A 7,395-nucleotide genomic window follows, 5' to 3' on the forward strand; every position below is an offset into this window, starting at 1 on the left:
GGTATATAATTCTGTGCTCTTGAGTTTTTCCCGGAACCCCGCCGAGACTCACCAAAGAAGAGAGATCATGCGGACCACAGACTTGCTGCATAGGCTGCAGAACACCGAACCCGCTCCAGCGCAGACCATCTCCGAGAGGGCGTATCAGTTGCTGCGCGCGGACATCATCGCGGGCGGCCTGGCCCCCGGCGAAAAGCTGCGCCTCCAGGCGCTGCAACAGCGCTACGAACTGGGTGTCAGCCCGATTCGCGAGGCGCTGATGCTGCTCTGCGGCGAAGGGCTCGTCAGCAATGAAGGCCAGCGTGGGTTCAGCGTCTCGCCGCTGTCCAGGAGCGACCTGCTTGACCTGATGGGCGCGCGCACGTCGATCGAGTTGTTGCTGCTGGAAGATGCCATCGCGCACGGCGACGACGATTGGGGGGCGAACATCATGGCGGCCTACTACAAGCTGACCAAGGCCCGGCTCCCGACGGATGCTTCGGATACCGCCGCGGTCGAACTCTGGGAATCGGCGCATCGCCGCTTTCATTTCGCGCTGGTCTGCGCGGCCACGTCGAAATGGCTGCTGCGCATCGACGAACAACTGGTGGATCATTCGGAGCGCTATCGCCGTATCCGCCTGGCTTATCCGCGCTCCAGCAAGGAGCTGGCCAACGATGTCCTCAAGGAACACCTGGACCTGATGGAAGCTGTCCTCGCCCGCGACACCGCGAAGGCCTCCAAGCTGCTGCGCCAGCACCTGATGCGCACGGCCGACGTACTCAGCAAACGCTTCGCGGAGTAGCCCGCGCCGCCGGTCAACGCTGCCATGCGCTGCCCGGCTCGTGGGCGGCGCGCGCGTGGTTGCTTGTTTGCGTTCTTAGCCAGCTTGCACGGAAGACAGTGAAACATAGGCAACGATCTCGATGCGCATGCCAGGCACCACCAGCGCCTTGGCAATCACGGTCGAGCGGTTTGGATATGGCATTGCAAAGAACTCCCGATACACGGCATCGACAACGGGCACGTCGCCGGCATCCACCAGCGTGACCAGCACCTGCGCAACACACGACAGATCCGCGCCCGCGGCCTCGGCCGCCATCCGCAGGTTCTCGAAAGTGAGCCGCGCCTGTTGCGCGATGTCCCCGGTATCGACCGAGCCATCGCGGCGAACCGGCCCATGCGCCGTGAACAGCAGCCCTGCCGCCTTGGTGGCCCAAGAGAAGGGCTGGCCCGGCACGGGCAGGCCGATATCGATCACCTCTTTCATTGCGACGTCTCCTTGACGAGCGCGGAAAGCCGCGCGAACCACGGATGCGAGGGATCCCTCAGCGCAGTGTGCGTTTGGAAGTGATCCTCCCCTTGGTGCACATGGCATGCGACCGGGCCGGCCTGGCAAGCCAGCATGGCGCGCAGGCGGCGGTTGGAGTGAATCACGCGCTCGCTATCGTGCTCGCCGTAGCTCAGGATCATGGGGACGGTGTTGCCTGCGGCCCAGCACAATGGGCTCATCACCGCGTCGAGATCGGGCGCTTCCAGCAGCATGGTATAGACCCGGTCCTCCAGGCTTTGCGGCACCGGGCTCGGATGATGAAGATCCATGATGCCGCTGATCGGCAGGCAACCTCGGATCGCCTCGGGCCCGACACCGGCCGCGCGCAAGGCCGGTGTACGCAGCGCCGCCACTTGCCGCGATCCCGCCCCCGGCGGAATGCCCGGCCAGGTAAAGCCGGCTCGCCGGGCAATTCCGCCAGCAGCGCCACGGCGTCGTCGAATGCCGCGGGCAAGCGATGCGCCGGCGCCAGCCGATAGGTCGGCGCAACCAGCACCATGCCCAGGCGAATCACGTTGGATGCCAGGAAGGAAACGTACTCCTTGTAGCCATTCGTCCATCCCCCGCCGTGCCAGAACACAAGCACGGGCGCGTTGCGCAAGGTGTTGGCGGTAAACACGTCATAGCTGTGCTGGCGATCCGTTCCATAGCGCAGGTGACGCACCGCCACGATGCCGTCGGGCAGATCCTGGGACCAGTCCAATACGGTCTGCTCGTATGCGCGGGCCGCCTCGGTGGGCAGTTGCGGCTGCGGTTCAAGGGAAGTTGGGTCTGGAGTATTCAATCTGGTCTCGGTCGAATCGGCGTCTCTCGCCGCTTGTTCTTGCTTGGGTGTCACGCAGGCGGCGAAGCGCGGCCTGCCATGCCGGTGGCCGGCGCGCCCGCGTGCTCAACAATGTATTTAAATATACATAACAAGTCAACAGACACAAACAACTAACATTTATAAATTATCGCAAAACACACAATTCGACGATCGGAGCGCCGCGAGCGCAGTGCTGCCGGGACTGGCATGAAGGGGGAAACGACCAGGCGGCTAGGGGCAGGAGCCGCCAAGCGGCTGCCCGATTACACGGGTTTTTCCGCGAAGCTCTCGGTTGGCGTGCCCTGGTGAAACGACATCTGCCAACCCTTGGCGGTCAGCGTCCAGATCGAGGTGCGCAGGGTGTGCCGGTCCAGCCGGTTGTCCGGCTGCTGGCAGGCGGACCGGTAGTTCAGCATGGCCACGCCTGGCCCTAGCGTGCGCAGCGAGAAGTCCTGCGCCCAGATCGTGCCCGTGGCGGCTTCGTTGGGCAGTTCATCCAGTGTGTCGGCCTTGGTGTAGATGCCGCCGGAGCGGCCGAACTCCAGGAAGTCCTCGTGCAGCAGCGCGTCCAGCCGGTGACGGTCGCCGCGCGCGGCGGGACGGTGCAGTTCGGTTTCGAGTTGCCGGAGCAAGGGCAGCAAATCGATCTCTTGGTTCTCGTTGTTCATATCGTGGTGCTCCTTGGCGTTCCCCGGCGCAGCGTTCCCGCCAGCGCTCAGCATCCTGCATCACTGCGCATCGTCGTCCATGCCAATCGCAGTCGTATCGATTCTCTCAACCTTTCCTTTTTGCCGCACCTCGGTGCGCAGCACGAACGCTTCCGTCGGGCAGTACCAGTCAGTGACGCTCATGACCGCTGGGTCGGTCTGGATCAGCTCATCGCCCATCATCAAGGGCCCCAGCGAGGTGCGCTTTTCGTAAGTGATCGGCATGCATTCGCGGCGGCCCAGCGTGGTCTCGATGGTTTGCGCGCGGCCGACGCGCCGCTCGCCTACCGAGACCGAGGCCGATGGCGCGCGAATGGTCGTGACCATCTCGTCCGTTGCCAGGCTGTGGATCTCGAGATCCAGGCTCGAACTGAGCGTCTCGCCCGGCAGCACCACGCCCTCCCTGGCTGCTCACGCTGCCCACCGAACCGGCGGTCGCCCCGCGCTCGAAGCTCATCTTGTGGACCTGGTCCATCACGACCGGCGGGCCCATCATGGCCGCCAGCGCCGACTTCGAATGGATCGACAGCCAGGCGCTGCAGCCATTCTCCGTGAGCGTGGGGTGCCGGATGGTCATGGTGATCGACATCGGCATGTCGCCACTGGCCTCCATCTGCGCCCGCGCGCCGGACTGGAACCACGGCGCGTCGCAGATGGTGCCGGGCACACCCTCCGCCGGGCTGTCGGTGCGGCTTTGCTGCGCCGGGGCGGCATTGGCAAGCCCCCATAGCAGCAATGGAAATAGCATCGCACCCAGCCGCCTGAAGGCGGGCTTCGGCCCGTGAGGGTAAGCAGTCATGTCGTGTCCCGAGCAAAAAACCTGCCGCTGGCGCTTTCCCATGCATCAGGGTTTCCACCCGGACGGGCCGCCAGTACGCCCAGAAGGTAGCACTTGGCATGGCGCCCCACAATCCGGATTGGCGCCAGCAGCAAAGAATCCAACCCCAGGAAGAAAATGCCTAATTCGACCCTCGGCCGGATGGCGGCGGAACGGGTGCCACCGGGCCGGGACGGCTACCGAATACGGGGTAAGGCACGCCGCGCGCCGGATCCGCCGTGGTCTGGTCGACCACGATCTCCACGTCGGCGACTTCGCGCAGTGCCGCCATGAAGGGCTGCCCGGGGAAGCCCCGCCCTACACAGCCCTGCACCAGCAGCCAGCGGCCCCGCACGGTGAGCCACAGCGTGGATTCCTGCCAGCTCGGCAGCGCGATCGACAGCGACCGCAGGCGGCGCTGCGTGCTTTCCACGATCTCCTGCTCATACTGGTAGGAATTGCCCAGACGGCAGCGGCCTTCGACATAGCAGTGGTTGCCGTCCTCGATCCGGTGATGGGCGTCGCGCCGCCATTGTGCCTCGTCCACGCGAGGCCCGAGCGGCTCCGGGCAATTGGCGATGCGCGACGAGATCGGGAAGAAGGGGTCGTGGCCACGGTTTTCCTGGTCGCTGTCGGCGCTGCGCGCCGGCCAGGCCAGCATGGCGGTGGCGGCCAGCGCCGCCATGGCGATCTGTACGGGCAAGGACAAAGGGCGGAAGGGCACGGCAAGCTCCTTGATGGCGGCTCTCGTTTGCGTAGGATAGAACCGGCTGGCAACCGTGCAAAGCCCGGCCATGCGCGAGCGTCCAGGCTCAGCCGCCCCGCTTGCGCGCCAGCCACGCGCCCCAGAACAGGCTGCCGAAGAAACGTTGCGGCGCGTCATAGCCCGCCTCGGCCAGCAGCGCCTGCACGGCAGCCTCGGAGTGCAGCGGGTCCGCGCCTTGCAGGATCTTGCCCAGCTTGGCCTGGACTGCGTCGGCGCTGGCGCCTTGCATACGCCAGCGTTCGCCCCACGCCGCGAGCAGCAGCGGCTCGCTGGCATAGGCGCGGTAATTGCCGGCGAGGATCAGCGGCGCGCCCGGTTTCAGGCGGGCGGCGATGGCGCGCAAGATCTCGCGTTTGGCTGCGTCCCCCGGCAGGTGATGCAGCACACCGATCAAGGTGGCAGCGTCGAAACGCAGCGTGGCGGGCAGGTCCTCCACCACGCCCGGCACGGCATGCGTGCGCTCGCCCAGCCCGGCCTGGGCGACGCGCGCCATGGCGAGGTCCAGCATCGGCTGCGACGGATCGACCGCCGTGAAACGCCACGCCGGCTCCAGCCGGGCCGCGCAAAGGATCTCCTGCGCCGTGCCGCCGGCGCCGACCACAAGCACCTCGGCCGCGCGCCCGGCGCCGAGCGTTGCCGCCAGCATGCAGGCTGACAGTTCATGGCAGGCATCGTAGCCAGCCAGCGCGATGCGGCTTTGCTGTTCGTACTCGCCGGCGCGGCTGGGGTCGAATTTGGCTGCGGAATCGGCGGCGGCGGTCTTGTTGGGGGTCATGGAAGCGTTCCTCTTCGTTCGCTCAGGCTGGTTGCGGGGAGATGGCCCTGAACAGCCTAAAGGGCCGGTCCCGGCGCGACAAGATGAGAATTTATGCTGGTATGAGACCTACCAGCACAGGGCCCGTCACGCGGGCAATGACGCGGCTGCTGGCGCGCGCCGCCCCGGGCGCGCGAGCGCATCGACGTACAATCTGCGCATTCCAAAAATAATCCCAGGAGACAGCGATGGCAGTCATCGGCCCCGATGTGAGCTTGCACCCGTCCGCCTACGTGCATGAGTCGGCTTACCTCTATGGCAAGATCACGGTACACGAGGGCGCATCGATCTGGATCAATGTGGCGGCGCGCGCCGAAAGCCGGGAAATCGTGATCGGCGCCTACACCAATATCCAGGATTTCGTGATGCTGCATATCGGCGAGCGCACGCCGACCATCATCGGCAGCCATTGCTCCATCACGCACCACTGCACCATCCACGGCTGCACGATTGGCGACAACTGCCTGATCGGCATCAATGCCACCATCATGGACGGTTGCGTGATCGGCGAAAACAGCATCGTCGCCGGGCATGCCTTGCTCAAGGAAGGCACCGTGATCCCGCCCAATTCCATCGTGATGGGCAGCCCGGGCAAGGTCACGCGCACGCAGAACAACTACCTACGCAACCGGCTGAATGCGTTCTTGTACGCCAGGAACGCGCAGGCCTATGCGCAGCAGAATTACCGGGTGTGGGAAGGGTCGGCGTTCTCGGCGGAGATGATGCGGGAGGTTGCACGGCTGCAGGCGGAATTGGAGGCGAGCGACGTTTGACGCTCGCCACGATCACCGCAGTCAAAGGTTCCCTTCTATGCGCCAAGCACGTAGGTCTTGCCGTATTGGGGAAGCAGCGCATCTTCCGTTAGCAACACCATTGCCTCGCTCATCACTTGTGCAATCAGCATCCGGTCGAATGGATCCTTGTGATTGGCGAAGGTTGGCAAAGACTCGACCAAGAGTGCGTGTTTTGCCTCGACGGGCAACATCTGGTAGCCCGAGAGGCGGAAGACAACCGCGGCCTGCGCTGCAGTGATGGCTGCTGGCAGCTTGCCGAGCGAACTCTTGATGGCAATCTCCCAAATGCTGGCGGCGCTGACCCAGATCTCATTTGTGGGCGCCTGGATCAACTCGCGAGCGCGCGGCGAAAGCCTTTCATCGTCAAAGCTGGCCCAAAGCGCGATATGCGTGTCGAGCAGGAGTTCGGGCAATTACCACTTCCTTCTCTTCGCCACTCTCGATCGCTTCCACCAACCTGGAGAGGCCCGATTTGGCGTCGTGCATGTTCACAATCAGCATGGCAGGCTCCGCTTCGTCTAGCTAATCAATTAGCTAAGCCTAGCATCCGACGCCCGTGACCACAAGCGTTCCCTCCTCGTCGCCGCTCTATGGCTAGCCGTAGGCCGCGTCTCCTAGACCAGCCCGATATCCACCGCCCGGGTATCGGGAAACACATGCGCCAGGCGCGCGTCGTCCAGCCCGTAAAGCCGCTTGAACATCCCGCCCAGCATCGCGCGGTACTCGTTGAGCACTGGCCAGTCGCGATTCTGGTTCAGCGTGCGCTGCTCCACCGCGACTTGCTCCCCGGCGATGCGCCCGCCACGCACGGCGCCGCCGGCTACCCAGTACACCGTGCCGTGGCCGTGGTCGGTGCCACGCGTGCCGTTCTCGCGGAAGGTGCGGCCGAACTCGGAGACCACCACCACCGTGGTCTTGCTCCACACCGGCCCGATCTCGTCCGCGAATCCGGAGATGCCGCGCCCGAGGTTATCCAGCAGGTTGGCCAACTGCCCCTGCGCGCCGCCCTGGTTCACGTGCGTATCCCAGCCGCCGACATCGATAAAGCCGAGATTGAAGCGCTCGCGCATCAGGCCCGCCATGCGGCGCGCTTCCACCTCGAAGCCCTTGGCGCTGAGCGCGCGGCGGTTGGCCGCCTGCATCTCCTGCATGCGGCCTGCCATGTCAGGCTCGGCCTGCGCGGGCAGGTTCGCGGTCATCATGCTGTTGCGGCGCTGCATGGCCTCGGCCTCCTGCGCCACGGTCTGGCGCAGCTCGAAGCCCTCGTTGATCAGTGACTCGAAGCGCGTGCCGCGATACATCTGCGCGAGCACGCGGGTCTGGCGCTCGTCGAAGGGCGTGCGTCCGGTACCCTTCAACGAGACATTGGGCACGGTGAGC

12 protein-coding genes are annotated in these 7,395 nt (G+C 65.1%); 3 read left to right on the forward strand and 9 right to left on the reverse strand.

The annotated features are described in order from the left end of the window. The first annotated feature begins 67 nt into the window (after positions 1-67). Positions 68-784, forward strand: a complete 717-nt coding sequence (locus OR16_RS37110) for an FCD domain-containing protein (protein WP_006164209.1) — start codon at positions 68-70, stop codon at positions 782-784. Between the two features lie 75 nt (positions 785-859). On the opposite strand, the gene OR16_RS37115 is transcribed toward OR16_RS37110, so the two are convergent. The 5 genes from OR16_RS37115 to OR16_RS46940 all read right to left on the reverse strand — a co-directional run bounded on the left by OR16_RS37115 (position 860) and on the right by OR16_RS46940 (position 3,220). Next, on the reverse strand, positions 860-1,249 hold the full coding sequence (locus OR16_RS37115) for a RidA family protein (RefSeq protein ID WP_006164211.1): 390 nt from the start codon (positions 1,247-1,249) through the stop codon (positions 860-862). Continuing rightward, on the reverse strand, positions 1,246-1,524 hold the full coding sequence (locus OR16_RS37120) for a hypothetical protein (RefSeq protein WP_043422660.1): 279 nt from the start codon (positions 1,522-1,524) through the stop codon (positions 1,246-1,248). The genes OR16_RS37115 and OR16_RS37120 overlap by 4 nt, the downstream gene beginning before the upstream one ends. Further along, positions 1,491-2,015 carry an alpha/beta hydrolase gene (locus OR16_RS37125; RefSeq protein WP_043422662.1) on the reverse strand — a complete coding sequence of 175 codons (525 nt, stop codon included), beginning with the start codon at positions 2,013-2,015 and terminating at the stop codon, positions 1,491-1,493. Before OR16_RS37125 ends, OR16_RS37120 begins: the two co-directional genes overlap by 34 nt. 365 nt (positions 2,016-2,380) lie before the next feature. Beyond that, positions 2,381-2,785: a DUF4440 domain-containing protein gene (locus OR16_RS37130; RefSeq protein WP_100228057.1), complete on the reverse strand. Its 405-nt coding sequence runs from the start codon at positions 2,783-2,785 to the stop codon at positions 2,381-2,383. A 60-nt stretch (positions 2,786-2,845) separates the two neighbouring features. Next, positions 2,846-3,220 (reverse strand): hypothetical protein, encoded by a 375-nt coding sequence (locus tag OR16_RS46940; protein ID WP_006164214.1) that lies wholly within the window; start codon positions 3,218-3,220, stop codon positions 2,846-2,848. Between the two features lie 62 nt (positions 3,221-3,282). Here OR16_RS46940 and OR16_RS46945 point away from each other — a divergent pair, with 62 nt between their 5' ends. Then, complete coding sequence (locus OR16_RS46945; protein WP_006164216.1) at positions 3,283-3,609, forward strand: hypothetical protein; 327 nt, start codon at positions 3,283-3,285, stop codon at positions 3,607-3,609. A gap of 174 nt (positions 3,610-3,783) precedes the next feature. Here the strand turns inward: OR16_RS46945 and OR16_RS37140 are convergent, their stop codons facing one another. Both OR16_RS37140 and OR16_RS37145 read right to left on the reverse strand, forming a co-directional pair. Then, complete coding sequence (locus OR16_RS37140; protein WP_237717378.1) at positions 3,784-4,302, reverse strand: BON domain-containing protein; 519 nt, start codon at positions 4,300-4,302, stop codon at positions 3,784-3,786. Between the two features lie 151 nt (positions 4,303-4,453). Continuing rightward, entirely contained in the window at positions 4,454-5,182 is a 729-nt protein-coding gene (locus OR16_RS37145) for an SAM-dependent methyltransferase (RefSeq protein WP_006164220.1), read from the reverse strand. A gap of 227 nt (positions 5,183-5,409) precedes the next feature. Between OR16_RS37145 and OR16_RS37150 the strand changes: the two genes are divergently transcribed. Continuing rightward, the gene (locus OR16_RS37150; protein ID WP_006164222.1) at positions 5,410-5,994 is read left to right on the forward strand and encodes a gamma carbonic anhydrase family protein; all 585 of its coding nucleotides are present in this window, start codon (positions 5,410-5,412) and stop codon (positions 5,992-5,994) included. Between the two features lie 35 nt (positions 5,995-6,029). Here the strand turns inward: OR16_RS37150 and OR16_RS37155 are convergent, their stop codons facing one another. Together OR16_RS37155 and OR16_RS37160 are read right to left on the reverse strand one after the other, a co-directional pair. Continuing rightward, positions 6,030-6,428 (reverse strand): type II toxin-antitoxin system VapC family toxin, encoded by a 399-nt coding sequence (locus OR16_RS37155; protein WP_006164224.1) that lies wholly within the window; start codon positions 6,426-6,428, stop codon positions 6,030-6,032. 201 nt (positions 6,429-6,629) lie between these two features. Next, positions 6,630-7,395 (reverse strand): DUF1501 domain-containing protein (locus OR16_RS37160; RefSeq protein WP_006164226.1); only part of this gene is annotated, 766 nt, incomplete at its 5' end.

The sequence above is a fragment of the Cupriavidus basilensis OR16 genome, assembly GCF_000243095.1.
In the GTDB taxonomy this organism is placed as follows: Bacteria; Pseudomonadota; Gammaproteobacteria; order Burkholderiales; family Burkholderiaceae; genus Cupriavidus; species Cupriavidus basilensis_D.